Annotated in this window: 10 protein-coding genes; 5 read left to right on the top strand and 5 right to left on the bottom strand. The window is 72.9% G+C overall.

Features of this window, described 5'->3' with window-relative positions; genetic code table 11:
* Positions 1 to 129: 129 nt before the first annotated feature.
* The 4 genes from IO39_RS43940 to IO39_RS43925 form a co-directional block, all read right to left on the bottom strand.
* Positions 130 to 519, bottom strand: coding sequence for a sensor histidine kinase (locus IO39_RS43940; protein WP_052424161.1), 390 nt, complete (start codon positions 517 to 519; stop codon positions 130 to 132).
* 239 nt (positions 520 to 758) lie between these two features.
* The gene (locus IO39_RS43935) at positions 759 to 2,735 is read right to left on the bottom strand and encodes a bifunctional copper resistance protein CopD/cytochrome c oxidase assembly protein (RefSeq protein ID WP_043638150.1); all 1,977 of its coding nucleotides are present in this window, start codon (positions 2,733 to 2,735) and stop codon (positions 759 to 761) included.
* Positions 2,732 to 3,403 (bottom strand): copper resistance CopC family protein, encoded by a 672-nt coding sequence (locus IO39_RS43930; RefSeq protein ID WP_052424160.1) that lies wholly within the window; start codon positions 3,401 to 3,403, stop codon positions 2,732 to 2,734. Before IO39_RS43930 ends, IO39_RS43935 begins: the two co-directional genes overlap by 4 nt.
* A 374-nt stretch (positions 3,404 to 3,777) precedes the next feature.
* Positions 3,778 to 5,061, bottom strand: coding sequence for a tetratricopeptide repeat protein (locus IO39_RS43925; protein ID WP_043638146.1), 1,284 nt, complete (start codon positions 5,059 to 5,061; stop codon positions 3,778 to 3,780).
* A gap of 63 nt (positions 5,062 to 5,124) precedes the next feature.
* Here IO39_RS43925 and IO39_RS59315 point away from each other — a divergent pair, with 63 nt between their 5' ends.
* Positions 5,125 to 5,259: a hypothetical protein gene (locus IO39_RS59315; protein WP_281200374.1), complete on the top strand. Its 135-nt coding sequence runs from the start codon at positions 5,125 to 5,127 to the stop codon at positions 5,257 to 5,259.
* A gap of 298 nt (positions 5,260 to 5,557) precedes the next feature.
* Positions 5,558 to 8,425: an AfsR/SARP family transcriptional regulator gene (locus tag IO39_RS43920; RefSeq protein WP_169789235.1), complete on the top strand. Its 2,868-nt coding sequence runs from the start codon at positions 5,558 to 5,560 to the stop codon at positions 8,423 to 8,425.
* A 66-nt stretch (positions 8,426 to 8,491) separates the two neighbouring features.
* Here the strand turns inward: IO39_RS43920 and IO39_RS43915 are convergent, their stop codons facing one another.
* Positions 8,492 to 9,985 carry a PucR family transcriptional regulator gene (locus IO39_RS43915; RefSeq protein ID WP_043638143.1) on the bottom strand — a complete coding sequence of 498 codons (1,494 nt, stop codon included), beginning with the start codon at positions 9,983 to 9,985 and terminating at the stop codon, positions 8,492 to 8,494.
* Between the two features lie 95 nt (positions 9,986 to 10,080).
* Here IO39_RS43915 and IO39_RS43910 point away from each other — a divergent pair, with 95 nt between their 5' ends.
* From IO39_RS43910 to IO39_RS43900, 3 genes are read left to right on the top strand one after another with little or no spacing between them, the layout of a single operon-like run.
* Entirely contained in the window at positions 10,081 to 12,279 is a 2,199-nt protein-coding gene (locus tag IO39_RS43910; protein WP_052424158.1) for a xanthine dehydrogenase family protein molybdopterin-binding subunit, read from the top strand.
* 16 nt (positions 12,280 to 12,295) lie between these two features.
* The gene (locus IO39_RS43905; RefSeq protein WP_043638140.1) at positions 12,296 to 12,529 is read left to right on the top strand and encodes an EF-hand domain-containing protein; all 234 of its coding nucleotides are present in this window, start codon (positions 12,296 to 12,298) and stop codon (positions 12,527 to 12,529) included.
* 54 nt (positions 12,530 to 12,583) lie between these two features.
* Positions 12,584 to 13,969, top strand: coding sequence for an NCS2 family permease (locus IO39_RS43900; RefSeq protein ID WP_043638137.1), 1,386 nt, complete (start codon positions 12,584 to 12,586; stop codon positions 13,967 to 13,969).
* Positions 13,970 to 14,060 lie beyond the last annotated feature (91 nt).

The raw sequence follows: 14,060 nt of genomic DNA, 5'->3' as shown, positions 1-14,060 counted from the left end.
GCCGGGAAGCCACGAACCAGGAGAACCCCGGCCTCGGAAAGCCGCGAACCCGGAGAACCGCGGGCCGGGGAAGCCCCGGACCCGGAGACCACCGTCCGGAACGTCGCCGCCCGGGCGGTCGCCGGCGGGTCAGCGGCGCCGGGGCAGCACCCCGGTCACCGTGGTGCCCTCGCCGGGCACGCTGTTGACCGACAGGTCGCCCCCCAGCTCCGCGAAGGCCGCCCGCATCCTGGCGATCCCCCGCCCCGCCCGCGCGGGCGGGAACCCCTGGCCGTCGTCACTGACGGTCAGGCGCAGCCCGCTCTCGCCGGCCGTCACGGCGATCGAGACAGTCCGGGCCCTGCTGTGCAGCTCGACGTTGGACAGCGCCTCGCGCATGGTGGCCATGACGCCCTCCGTGACGCGCGCCGGCACGTCGGTCGCGGGCAGGGCCCACGTCTCGACCGTGATGCCCGTGCGCTCCGACCACTCGGCCAGACAGCTCTCCAGCGCCTGGGCCAGGCTCTGCCCCCCGCGCATCCGCGTCTCTTTCGACAATTGGCTCTCGCCTTCCTCGGCACCCCGGGCGCCGCGCCGCTCCCCACTCCGGCGCTCCCTACCGCGTGGTGCGCATCCCCCCTCAAAGGACATCGCACCTGGCGGATGGGGTCATGCCCGCCTCCCCTGGGAGAAAGGCTACCTGTCGGTTGAGAGACTTGTAGACGGAAGGTATGAGGGCATGTCCGTACGGCTACGCGCCCGCGCCCGGCCGCCCGCGCCTATTCCCCTTTGTCGGCGCGGTTGAGGCGCGCGAGGTAGTCGTTGTAGGAGTCGAGCTCGGGGTCGCCGGCGCCCGTGCGCTCGGCCTTGCGGTCGGCGCGTCGTGCCTGCCGGTCGTCGTCCTTGTACCATTGCGCGGCGATGGCCAGCAGGACGATGAGCGTCGGGATCTCGCCGAAGCCCCAGGCGATGGCGCCGCCGTCGCGCTGGGTCTGGATCAGCGTGTCGCCCCAGGTGCGGCCGAGCTGCTCATACCAGCCGGAGGCGATCACCCCGCTCATCATCATCAGCGCGATCCCGAAGAAGGCGTGGAACGGCATGGTGACGAAGAGCATCAGCAGCCGCCACACGTACGGGAGCCGGTTGGGCGCCGGGTCGACCCCGATGATCACCCAGAAGAACAGGCAGCCGCTGATCAGGAAGTGCAGGGTCATCCAGATGTGGCCGAGGTGCTCGTTCATCGCCGACTCGAACAGCGGCGTGAAGTAGAGCGCGTACGTCGAGGCGACGAAGATCGCGGTGGCGACCACGGGATGCGTGACGACCTTGGTGAACCGGCTGTGCAGGATCGTGGTGATCCACTCGCGCGGCCCCCTGTCACCCCTCCTGGCGGCGGGCTTGAGCGCGCGCAGGGCCAGGGTGACGGGCCCGCCGAGGACGAGGAAGATCGGCACCACCATAGACAGCGTCATGTGCTCGATCATGTGGATGTCGAACATGACCTGGGCGTATCTGGCCAGGCCGCTCTGCGTGGCGAAGACCAGCAGCGCGACGCCGATGTACCACGAGGCCGTGCGGCCCCACGACCAGCGGTCGCCCCGGCTGAGCAGGCGGCGCACGCCGAGGCCGTACAGGCCGGCCAGCACGGCCGCCACCACGGCGAAGAACAGGTCGAACCACCACATCGAAAAGATGTTGCCCAGGGTGATCGGGGGCGGCACCGGGAAGCCGAGCAGCTCGAACGCCCGGTCGGCGGGCAGGACGAACTCGGGAGGCTCCGTGCGCGACAGGGCCACGCCCACGCCCATGGTGGCGGACATGAGCAGCAGCTCGCCGCCGGCCAGCCGGACGAACGCCTTCGGCCGGCCCGCCTCCAGGTCGACGAGCGTGCGCTGCCGGTGCCAGTAGCCCACGTAGCCGAGCAGCACGAACGCCACGAGCTTGGCCACGGCGAGCAGGCCGTACTCGGTGGTCCACAGGTCGGAGATCGAGCCCAGCCGCGCGACCAGGGCGAACACCCCGGACAGGCCCACCCCGACGAAGCACCACAGGGCCATCCGGGAGAAGCGCGCCGCCGCGACCTCGAGCTGCGGCTGCTTGCGCAGCGCGTGCAGGGCCAGCACGCCGAGCCCGCCCACCCACAGGGCCAGCGCGAGCACGTGCAGCGAGACCGACGACGTGGCCAGGTCGTGGTTGGGCGATGAGGAGGAGTGTCCGGTGAGCGGCGCGGGCAGCAGCGTCACCATCGCGAACACCAGCAGCCCGGCCGCCGCGCCCGCCGTGATGGCGCCGCGCGAGAACAGGGCGATGGCCACCCCGAACAGCACCACGAGCGTCAGCGCGACGCCCTGCGTGGTCTGGGTGGCGTAGCTGGTCAGGATGGTGCGGTCGAGGACCTGGGGCACGGTCCTGCCGATGGACTCGGCGACGCCGAACACGATGGACAGGAACGCCGCGCCGGCCCACGCCAGCGCGGCCCACGAGGCGGCCTTGACGTAGTCGAGCGCGCTCTTGCCGAGCACGCCCTTGTCGTTGGGCAGCAACGTGGCGGCCATCAGCAGCAGGCCCACGGTGACCACGCCGGCGGCGTCCATGAGCAGCTTGGACAGCGGCAGGCCCCAGCGGACGACCACGCCGGCGTCGGGCAGGCCGGGGATGATCCTGGGGAACGCCGTGCCACCGGCGATCATGCCGACGACCAGGGCGGCGATCGCCGCCGCGGCGGCCGCGAGCGCGAGGCGCGCCGCCCTGCTCACGGCTGCTTCTTCCGTGCGCTGAGCAGGAACCCGATGCCGATGCCGACGAGCGCGCCGACGACGATGATCAGCCAGACGGGGAACGTCCCGCCCTCCTCGGCGGCCGACGCCTGATCGGTCTCCAGCGCGGCCGAGCCGGGCTGGCCGGCCGGGGCGGAGGCCGCGGGAGAGCCGGATGCGGCCGCGCTCGGCGCCGCGGTGCCGCTCGCGCCCTCGCTCGGCGCGGCGGCCGGGCTCTCCCCGACGGCGGCGCTGCTCTCGCTGGGGGCGGCGCTGCCGCTCGGGCTGGGTGACGGCGTCTCCGCCCCCTCCACCCGGAACGGGATCTCCCCCTCGATCGGGTGCCCGTCGGAGGACACGACGCGGTAGGCGATCGTGTATTTCCCGTCGGGCAGCGGCCCGCCGACGGCCTGGGTCACCACCGCGCCGTCCAGCTCCGGCTTGCCGCTCTCGTAGCGCGTGTCTCCTTCGCCGCGCACGATGACGAACGGCATGCGGACCTTGGCGCTGAACTCGAGCCTGATCTCGTCGAGGGACTCGACCTTGGCGTTCTTGGCCGGGGAGCTGCTCTTGAGCGTGTCGTGCGCCAGGGCGGGGGCGGCGGGGCCGAACACGAGCAGGGCGGCGGCGAGGATCGCGGTGAGGGCCGCGAACGGGGTTGTCTTCATGGCAATCCCAAGGCTACCGATGCCACTGCCCGGTTCGGACTTCACTCCACAAACCAGCCTCTACAATCCGGCCCGCACAGCCCGGCCCGCGGAAATCCGACCCCTGAACGCGGAATCCGGCCCCCGAAAATCCGGAGCCCTGCCCCACGGCCCACCCCGAAAAACGGAACCCGACCCCCGAAACGCGGAGCCCGGGCCCACGGCCCACCCCCAGAAATCGGAGCCCGGCCCCCGAAACCCGGAGTCCGTGGCCACGGCCGGACCCTTGAATCAGGAGTGCGACCCCCTAAGACCGGAGCCCGACCCCAGAAATCCGGAGCCCGACCCCAGAAATCCGGAGTGCGACCCCTGAAGTTCGGAGTCCGGTCCGGTTCCTACAGGCCGGCGCAGGCCAGAGCCCGCTGGTAGGCCTCCACCGCCTCGTCGTCGTCGCCGAGGCTCTCCATGGTCTCGGCGGCGGCGTACCACGTGGAGGCCGAGCGGCGGGAGTCGGACAGCGGGGTGAGCCAGTCGCGCACCTCGCCGACGTGCTCGGCGGCCTCGTCGGAGCGGCCGACCGCGCCGTAGACCCGGCCGAGCAGCAGGCTCGCCTCGGCCCCGAGCACGTGCCCGGACTCGGGGATCAGCTCCCTGCCGGTCCGCGCGTGGTGCACGGCCTTGTCGTAGTCGCCCGACATGTATTCGGCGTAGGCCAGCTCGATGTGCACCCGGGCTCGGTCGACGGCGCTGGTCGAGGTCTGCTCGAACTCGGCCACCGCGGCGCGCAGCGCATCGCGCACCGCCAGCGCCTCAGCGGGGCGCACCCGCAGGCGCTTCTGCAGCAGCGCCAGGCGCATCCGGGCGACGCTGCGCGGGTTGCCGTTCTCGATCTGCACGGCCATGGCGCGCTCGGCGAAGGCCAGGGACTCCTCGTCGTGGCCGGTGATGTTGGCGACGCTGGAGGCGTTCCAGTTGGCCGCCACGATCGCGCGCGGCGTGCCGAGCACGTCGGCGGCGTTGAGCAGCTCGGCCGCGAACTGGCGGGCGCGCAGCAGGTCGCCGCGCTGCATGTAGGCCGACAGCAGGGTGGCGGCCAGCTCGACGAGCTGGTCGGTCCAGGGCTGGCGGTCGCTCTTGACCAGGATCTGCTCGCCCACCTCGACGGCCTCGGTCAGCCGCTCGCTCTCGCGGTAGACGCGGCAGAGCACCATGGCGACCTCGGTGCGGCGCTCGCTGGACAGCTCCTCCTCGCGCAGCCGCAGCAGGATGGAGATCGCCTCGTCGAGGTCGCCGCACGCCTCACAGGCCAGCGCCAGGCCGAACTCGGTGTCTTGACGAAGGGCCGTCAGTCCTGTCAGGTTGTTGTTCGCCACCAGCTCGGCGAAGCGGGTGCGGGCCTCCTGAACCTCACCGTTCTCGAGTGCCAGCCGCGCGTAGCCGAGGGCGAGCTCGATGTCCTCCATCTGCTCCGCGGTGACTCCATTGATCAGATAGGACAGGGAGCAGTCCAACTTTTGGGCCAGCAGCTCCAGAACCGCCGGTGTGGGGGTACGCTTGCCACTCTCGATCAGCGAGACGTAACTGTCCGACAACTCGGGGTGCGCCAGCTGGGCCTGTGACAGGCCGCGTTGTCGCCGAACGGTCTTAATACGGAGTCCAACCAGGTCAGATGTGGTCACAGTTGTCGCTCCCTGGGAATATTAGGTCCGAAGCAAACCCCACATAGGCGAGGGAGAACCCCCATGCGCATGCGTATTGCCCTGTCCGCCCTGATCGCCGCGGTCGCTTTCGCGGTGACCATTGGAGGCAATGTTACGGCGGCGAACGCCGACACGTCTTCCCTCCAGACGTTGGTGGACAACAGCGACTGCTGCTGACGCCCGTCCGAAAAGAGGGGGTGCATGCACCAGGCGCCGGTCCGACACCGCACCGGGCCGGCAGACCGGGCCTTCCCAGGATGGAAAGCCGACAACGTTTCGCTCGTGTGCCCCCTCTTTTCACGGCTGAAAGAAGATCTCTGAAAGAGATCGCTGAAACCGCGCCCCGTCCGTTTCAGCGTACTGCGCGCCCTCTAGATTGGATCTACATTCCGTCGCGGCCGTCGCCCGACCGGCGGGTCTCGTTTACGCTTCCTGCTCGGCCCCTCGGGGGAGGAACGTCATCAGGGAGGACGGAGTGAGCGAGGGACTCTTCATCCGCCTTCTTGGCGCGGTGACCGCCGAGTTCCGCCGTGACGGCGCCCCGGAGGCCATCGACCTCGGCCCGGCCAGGCAGCGCGGCGTCCTGGCCGTCCTCGCCACCGCGCCGTCCGAGCCCGTCCCGATGGACCTGCTCGTGGCGCACATCTGGGGCGACGACGCCCCCCGCAACGCCGAGCAGAGCGTCTACACCTACATCGCGGGCCTACGCCGCGCCTTCGAGCCCGGCCGCGGGCGGCGCGAGCCCTCGCGGCTGCTGCTCAACACCTCCGCCGGCTACGTCTTACGCCTGGAGCCCGACCGGGTCGACGCGATCCTGCTGGCCCGCTGGCTCGACGAGGCCCACCGCCACCAGGACGCCGGCGACGATCGCCAGGCCCTGCACCGGCTAGACCAGGCCCTGGCGTTGTGGCGGGGCACCGCGCTGAGCGGCATGCACGGCCCGTTCGCCGACAAGGAGCGGGCCCGCCTGGAGCAGCTCAGGCTGGCGGCGCTGGAGCGGCGCGCGGAGAGCCTGCTGCGGCTGGACCGCCACCGCGAGATCGTGGACGACCTGCGCCATCTGACCCGCCAGCACCCGTTGCGGGAGCGGACCCGCGAGCTGCTCATGAAGGCCCTGCACCGCTCGGGCCTGCCGGCCGAGGCGCTGGAGGTCTACGAGGAGGGCCGGGCGCTGCTCGCCGAGAGGCTGGGGTTGTCGCCCGGCGAGGGCCTGCGCAGGTGTCACGAGATGGTGCTGCGGGCCGACTCCGGCTCCGTCTCGCCGCCCCTCGCCGAGCCGGTGGTGCCGCACCAGTTGCCCCGGCCGCTGACGGGGTTCGTGGGCCGGGCGCGGGAGGTCGTGCGGCTGAAGGAGCGGCTGGCGCCCTGGGACAAGGCGGACCCGCACCCGCTGGTGATCATCACCGGGCCCGCGGGCGTCGGCAAGTCGGCGCTGGCCGCGCAGGTCGCCGACCTGGCGAAGGAGCGGTTCCCCGACGGCCAGCTCTACGTGAACTGCCGCGGCGCCACGCCGGAGGTGCCCGCGCTCACCACGCTCGACGTGCTCGGGCGGTTCCTGCGCGGGCTGGGCGTCGCGCCCGGCTCCGTGCCCGCCGACCTCGACGAGGCCGCCGCGATGTGGCGCAGCCGCCTGCACGGCCGCCGGGTGCTGGCCCTGCTGGACGACGCCGCCGACCTGGCCCAGATCCGGCCGCTGCTGGCCACGCCGCTGGGCAGCGCGCTGCTGGTGACCAGCCGCGAGACCATGGCCTGGGGCGAGGACGCCTTCCAGCTCGAACTCGGCAGGATGTCACACGCGGAGTCGGCCACGATGCTGGCCAGGCTGGCGGGCGCCGGGCGGGTCTCCGCCGACGCCGGACAGACGGCCCGGCTCGTCCGGCTGTGCGAGGGCCTGCCGCTCGCCCTGCGCATCGCGGGGGCGCGCCTGGCCGGCCATCCGGAGTGGAGCGTGGCGGCGCTGGCGGCCCGGCTGAGCGACGAGCAGAGCAGGCTGCACGAGCTGTCGACCGGCGACCTGGCGGTCCGCTCCAGCCTGAGCGCCGGCTTCACGGCGCTGCAGACCGGCTCCCGGCCCGTGGACCGGCTGGCCGCGCGGACCCTGTCGCTGCTGGGCCTGCTGCACGTGCCGGAGGTGACCGCCGAGCCCGTCGGCGCGCTGCTGGGCGTGAGCGTGCGGGAGGCCGAGCGGGCGCTGGAGCGGCTGGCGGACGCCCACCTGCTCGACCGCACCGTACGCGGCCGTTACCAGTTGCACGACCTGGTCCGGCTCTTCGCCGGCGAGCTGCGGCCCGAGGGGGCCCGCGAGGCGCTGGTCCGCGCGTTGTCGTACTACGCCGCCTCGGCCCGGCTGGCCAACCACGTCAGCGACCCGCACCGCCTGGAGCACGCCGCGCCGGTGGACGCCGTCCCGCACGAGGTGACCACCGCCGAGGAGGCCGCCGCCTGGCTGTACCAGGAGGAGGCAGTGCTGACCGCCGCCGCACGGCAGGCGCTCGGCTCGGCGGACCCGGTCGTCGCCCGGCTGGGCATCGGCCTCACCTTCAGCCTGCACAGGCACCAGGAGCGCTCCTACCGCATCATGGAGATGAAGGAGCTGAACACGCTGGTGCTGACCGCGAGCGAGCGCCTCGGCGAGCCGTCCGACGCGGCGGTCGCGCACGGCCACATCTCCAACGCCCTGCGCCTGCTGGGCGACACCGACGGGGCGGTCGCGCACCTGATGGCCGAGCTGGAGCTGACCAGGGGGACGGGCGACGGCGTGGACGAGATGCGCACGCTCGGCAACCTGGCCAACGCCTACAACACCAACGGCCGCTACGAGGAGGCCCTGCCCTGGGCGGAGCGCCAGCTCGTGCTGGCCAGGAGCCTCGGCATCCGCGTGGGCGTGCGCTACGCGCTGCGCGGCGCCGCGCAGGCCCTGCTCGGCATGGGCCGCCCGGAGCAGGCGTTCGAGCTGCTGGAGGAGGCCTACACCGGCGCCAGGCAGGACGGTGACCGGCACAACGAGGGGCAGGCCCTGCTGCTGATGGGCGAGTGCCATCTCGCCCTGGACGACCCGGGCCGGGCCCTGCCCCGCCTGCTGGCGGCCTACGACCACCTCTCGGCGAGCGGTTACCGTTTCGGGATCCTGCGCTGCCTGCTGGAGCTGGCGCGGGCCCACCGGCTGCTGGGCGAGCTCGACCAGGCGGTCTTGCGCGTCACCGAGGCGGTCCTGAGCGGGGGCGGGCTCGGCAACGCCCGCTGGGAGGGCAGGCTGCGCGAGGAGCAGGACGCCCTGCGGCGGGCGCGCGAGGAGCGCGCCCACGGCCGCCGCGGGACGCCGGCCGCCGAGGCACGGGAGTGAGCGGCAGGCGCCCGCCGCCGCGACGCCGCCGAGCGGCCGGGGGAACGACACAGCGTCCCGGAGCGGTCAGCGGGGCGTTCCGGTGTCCCTGAGGGCGAGGAAGAAGTCGACCCGGTCGGCCATCGTGGCCAGGTTCCTGCCGGTCAGCTCCTCGATCCTGCGCACGCGGTAGCGCACGGTGTTGACGTGCACGTGGAGCCGCTCGGCGCAGGCGTGCCACGAGCCGGCGCAGTCGAGGTAGACCCCGAGCGTGCGCACCAGCTCGGACTGGTGCCTGCGGTCGTAGTCGAGCAGCGGCGACAGCAGCCGGTCGGTGAACGAGCGGCGCACGTCGCCCGGCACCGTGGCCAGCAGCAGCGCGTGGGTGTAGATCTCGTCGCTGGTGACGATCCCGCCGGAGCGGGCCTCGGCCAGGCGGCGGGCGTGCCCGGCCTCCTCCACGCCGCCCTTGACGGCGGCCGGGCCGGTCAGCGCGCCGCTGAGCCCGACGCACAGGCGGGTGCCGGGCAGCGCGGACAGCACCTCCGCCCCCGCGCGCAGCCGGTCGGCCAGCTCGGTGGCGGTGCGCCCGCGCAGCGGCACCACGGCGACCGCGCCGTCGGCGCCGGCCGCCGCGACGACCTCGCGGCCGAGCAGCTCCTCCACGACCCGGCCGCCGAGGGTGGCGGGGTCGGGGCCGCGGGTGGCGCCGGGTCTGGGGGCGGTGGCGCTCACCACCGCGTACGGCTCCGCCGCGTCGATCCCGCACGTGCGCAGCCCGGCGCCGATCTCGGCCACGTCGGCCTCGGCCAGCGCGGCCACGACGAGCTGCTCGGCCAGGCGGCGCTCGACCCGGCGGCCCTCCTCCATGCGGCTGCGTTCGAGGCCCACGCAGGCGGCCAGCTCGTGGCCCAGGTCGGCCCGGCCCATCAGGTCGCCGTCGCAGGCCAGCGCCCAGCCCGCGGCGCGGTGGCCGCGCCCGACGGCGAAGATCGTGTGGTCGCCGGCCAGGACGGGCAGCCGCGGCGCGGTCAGGTACGCCCTGGCCAGCCGTACGGGGTCGGCCGCCGCCCCCACGATCACCTCTCCCGAGGCGGACACGACGGCGCCGGTGACGCCCAGCTCCGCGGCGGTCAGCTCGAACAGCTCGCGCAGGCCGGCGCCCTCGGCGACGGCCGCGACCAGCCGGCGGTGGCGGCCCAGCGCGGCGCGCACGTCGCCGGCCAGCCGGGGCCCGGCCAGCTCGGCCAGCGTGCGGAAGGAGACCTCGGTGGGCACCTGCAGCAGCGGCAGGCCGGCGGCCTCGCACGCGGCGACCAGGTCGGCGGGCACGTGGCCGAGCCACGCCTGCCCGGCGCCGAGCGCGGCGACGCCCGCCTCGGACAGCGCGGCCACGAAGCGGGCGGAGTCGCCGGGCTCGTGCCACCACATGAGGCCGGTCAGCACCAGCTCGCCGCCGCCCAGGTAGCGCCCCGGCTCGGGCAGGTCGGTGATGTGCACGGTGCCGAACTCGCGGCCGGGGTCGCCGGTGAGCAGGGTCAGGCGCAGCTCGTCGATGGCCAGCAGGTCGGCGATTCGCACTTGGAGGAATATACAAGCCCGTTAGGGCAAGCGCTGACCGGGATTTCACGCCGGGCGCATAGGACGGGCCGGGGCCGCGGTGCTCTACTCGGAAGATGACGCAGACGGCTGACGCGATCCGGCAGGACGCCGTGCAGGGGGTCGGGGAGAGCGCGCGGCGGCCCGACGCCGCTCTGAAGGTGACCGGAGAGTTCGCCTACGCCTCCGACCTGTGGCTGGAGGGCATGGTGTGGGGCGCCACGCTGCGCAGCCCGCACCCGTCGGCGTGGATCCGCTCCATCGACGTCGGGCCGGCGCTGCGGATCGCGGGCGTGCGGGCGGTGCTGACGCACGAGGACGTGCCGGGCGAGAAATACTACGGCCTGGAGCACCGGGACCAGCCGGTGCTGGCCATCGACCAGGTGCGCCACCAGGGCGAGCCGGTGGCGCTGGTGGCGGCCGACCATCCGGAGACCGCCCGCAGGGCCGTGGCGGCGATCGTCGTCGGCTACGAGCCCCGCCCGGCCGTCACCGACCCCCGCGAGTCGCGCCGCTTCGTGCGCCACCAGCCGGTGCGGCGCGGCGACACGTTCGAGGCCGAGGTCGTCGTCACCGGCGAGTACGAGGTCGGCATGCAGGACCAGGCCTTCCTCGGCCCCGAGTCGGGCCTGGCGGTGCCGGCCGAGGACGGCGGCGTGGACCTGTTCATCGCCACCCAGTGGCTGCACGTGGACCGCGACCAGCTCGCGCCCTGCCTGGGCCTGCCGCCGGAGAAGGTGCGCCTGACGCTGGCGGGCGTCGGCGGCGCGTTCGGCGCGCGGGAGGACCTGTCGATGCAGGTCCACGCCTGCATGCTGGCCCTGCGGCTGAACCGCCCCGTCAAGATCGTGTACGGCCGTGAGGAGTCGTTCTTCGGCCACGTGCACCGCCATCCGGCGCGGATGCGCTACGAGCACGGCGCGACCCGCGACGGCCGGCTGGTCTACGTCAAGGCCGACATCCTGCTGGACGGCGGCGCGTACTGCTCCTCCTCCCCCGCCGTGGTCGGCAACGCGGCGTCGCTGGGCGTGGGGCCGTACGAGGTGCCGAACGTGCGCGTGGACGCCACCGGCGTCTACACCAACAACCCGCCGTGCGGCGCGATGCGCGGATTCGGGGCGGTGCAGGCGTGCTACGCCTACGAGTCGCAGATGGACCGGCTGGCCGAGGCGTGCGGGCTGTCGCCGGTCGAGATCCGGGTGCGCAACGCCGTCTCCCAGGGCTCGCGCCTCATCACGGGGCAGGTGATCGACTCCCCCGCCCCGCTCGCCGAGATGCTGCGCGAGCTGGAGGCGATGCCACTGCCGATGCCGCTGCCGATGCCGCCGGGCACGCGCGAGCGCGACCTGCGGATGCTGCCCGGCGGCGTCTCCCAGACCACCCGCGGGGAGTCGGTGCGCCGGGGCGTCGGCTACGGCGTGGGGATCAAGAACATCTGCTTCTCGGAGGGGTTCGACGACTTCTCGACCGCGCGGGTGCGGGCGGAGCTGGTCAACGGCGAGCCGCACGTCACCGTGCACACGGCGGCGGCCGAGGTGGGGCAGGGGCTGGTGACGGTGCAGGCCCAGATCGCCCGGACCGAGCTGGGCGTGGCGAACGTCACCGTGGCCCCCGCCGACACCTCGGTCGGCTCGGCGGGCTCCTCGTCGGCCTCGCGGCAGTCCTATGTCACCGGGGGCGCGGTCAAGGCCGCCTGCGAGGCCGTGCGCGCACGGTTCAAGGGCCTGCCGCCCAGGGAGGCGCTGGAGCGGTTCGGGCCGATCGAGGAGACGCGCGAGTACCGGCACCGGCCGACGTACCCGCTGGATCCGCGCACCGGGCAGGGCGACTCGCACACGCAGCTCGCGCTGTGCGTGCACCGGGCCGTGGTGGACGTGGACGTGGAGCTGGGGCTGGTGAAGGTGGTCGAGCTGGCGGCCGTGCAGGACGTCGGGCGGATGCTGAACCCGCAGGCGCTGGAGGGCCAGATCCACGGCGGCTCGGCGCAGGGGCTGGGCCTGGCGCTGATGGAGGAGATCCAGGTACGCGAGGGCCGGGTGCGGAACCCGTCGTTCACCGACTACCTGATCCCCACCATCCTCGACATGCCACCCATGAAAACAAAAATCCTGGAAAATCCAGACCCAGCCGCCCCGTACGGCTTGCGCGGCGCCGGCGAGCCTCCCACGCTCTCCTCCACCCCCGCCATCGCCGCCGCGGTCAGAGCGGCCACCGGGCTTCGGTTGACGCGCGTTCCGATCAGGCCGGAAGATATCGCGTTGTTCGATGAAAGCTGAGCAAGGGGGGCACCCGATGGCAACCGCGCGTGAGGCGGCCGAGGCGGAGTTCAGGCGCTTCGACACCGACGGCGACGGCCTGCTGACCGCTGACGAGATCAGGAAGGCCAACGACGCGCTGGGTGGGCAGGGCGCATCCGAGAGCGAGATCGAGGCGTTCATCACCGCGGCCGACAGCGACGGCGACGGCTCGATCAAGCTGGAGGAGTTCGTCGCGCTGGTGGGCCACGGCCGCCACGAGAAGGCGTGATCTCACCTCCGGCTGGGTAGGCACCCGGCATTCCCCCTGATCATCAAGGGGGGAATGCCGGTGCTCGACAGATTCTTCGAGCTGACCGGGCGGGGCAGCACCGTCGGCCGCGAGGTGCGTGGCGGGCTGACCACGTTCATGGCGATGGCCTACATCATCCTGCTCAACCCGATCATCCTGGCCGGCGCCAAAGACGTGACGGGGGCGCGGCTGTCGATCGGCGAGCTGACCACCTCCACCGCGCTGGCCGCGGCGATCTCCACGCTGCTCATGGCCTTCATCGGCAACGCCCCGTTCGGCCTGGCCGCCGGGCTCGGCCTGAACGCGGTGGTCGCCTACCAGGCCGCCCCGTACATGACGTGGGCGCAGGCCATGGGCCTGGTGGTGCTGGAAGGCTTCGTGATCATCGTGCTGGCCGTGACCGGCCTGCGCACGCTGATCATGAACGCGATCCCGCTGGCGCTCAAACACGCGATCAGCGTGGGCATCGGGCTGTTCATCGCGCTGATCGGGCTGGTCGACGCGGGCTTCGTCGCCTCGGGCTCCGGAACCCCCGTGCAGCTCGGCGCGACCGGGCACCTGTCGGGCTGGCCGGTCGCGGTCTTCTGCTTCGGCCTGCTCCTGATGATCCTGCTGTACGTCCGCAGGGTCCCCGCCGCCATCCTCATCAGCATCGCCGTCACCGCGGCCCTGGCCATCCTGGTGAACTCGCTGGCCACCGTCGAGCCGGGCGCCTGGGGCGTGGTGACGCCGCGCATGCCCGAGTCGCTCGTGTCCGCGCCGGACTTCGGGCTGGTCGGCCATGTCGACCTGTTCGGCGGGTTCGCCACGGCGGGGGCGCTGACGGCGACCGTGGTGCTGTTCACGCTGGTGCTGTCGGGCTTCTTCGACGCCATGGGGACGATCATCGGCGTCAGCGACGAGGCCGGGCTCGTGGACCGGCAGGGACGGGTGCCGCGGCTGGGCCGCATCCTGACCGTGGACGGCGTGGCCGGCATGGTGGGCGGCACGGCGAGCGCCTCGGCCAACACCGTCTTCGTGGAGTCGGCCGCCGGTGTCGGCGAGGGGGCGCGCACCGGGCTGGCCAGCGTGGTGACCGGCGCGCTGCTGGGGCTGACGCTGCTGTTCACGCCGCTGGCCGCGGTGGTGCCGGCCGCCGCGGCGGCGCCCGCGCTGGTGCTGGTCGGGGCGCTGATGATGATGCAGAGCAGGAACGTGCCGTGGGACGACCTCGACCTGGCCGTGCCGGCGTTCCTGACGATCGCGCTGATGCCGTTCACGTACTCGATCACGAACGGCGTGGGGGCCGGGGTGATCACGTACACGCTGATCAAGGCGGTCAGGGGGCGCTTCTCGGAGATCCCCTGGCTGCTCTGGGCCGTCTCCCTGGTCTTCTTCGCCTACTTCGCCATCGACGGGCTGCAGGAGCTGTTCGGCTAGCCCCGTTTTCCGCACGTGAGTGATCTTCAGCGGAGGTCTCGTGGGTCGATGTTGAGGAGATCCAGGAGATGGAGTTGGAGGTCGGTGGGTT

The organism is Nonomuraea candida, assembly GCF_000725485.1.
GTDB classification, from domain to species: domain Bacteria; phylum Actinomycetota; class Actinomycetes; order Streptosporangiales; family Streptosporangiaceae; genus Nonomuraea; species Nonomuraea candida.
This window is presented reverse-complemented; position numbering and strand designations above follow the sequence as displayed.